Below are 239 nucleotides of genomic sequence, written 5' to 3' on the forward strand. Positions count from 1 at the left end.
GTCGCCCGGCACGCGCTTGGCGATTTCCTCGGCCAGCTCGATGTAGGGTTCGTAGGCCAGCACCTGGAAGCAGGTGTGGGACAGCTTGCCCAGTTGCTCTTGGACCGCGGCGATCACCTTCGGATGCAGGTGGCCGGTGTTCAGCACGGCGATGCCGCCGGCGAAGTCGATGTACTCGCGGCCTTCCACGTCCCAGACGGTGGAGTTCTCGGCGCGCTCGGCGACGACCGGGTGGATCT

At 66.5% G+C, this 239-nt stretch carries 1 protein-coding gene; it reads right to left on the reverse strand.

The genetic code is table 11. From position 1 onward, the window contains the following. On the reverse strand, window positions 1-239 hold a 239-nt coding region (locus tag ACLJNW_RS28170), incomplete at both ends, for an aminotransferase class III-fold pyridoxal phosphate-dependent enzyme (protein WP_410961921.1).

The sequence above is a fragment of the Salmonella sp. SAL4457 genome (assembly GCF_046548235.1).
Taxonomy (GTDB): domain Bacteria; phylum Pseudomonadota; class Gammaproteobacteria; order Enterobacterales; family Enterobacteriaceae; genus Salmonella; species Salmonella enterica.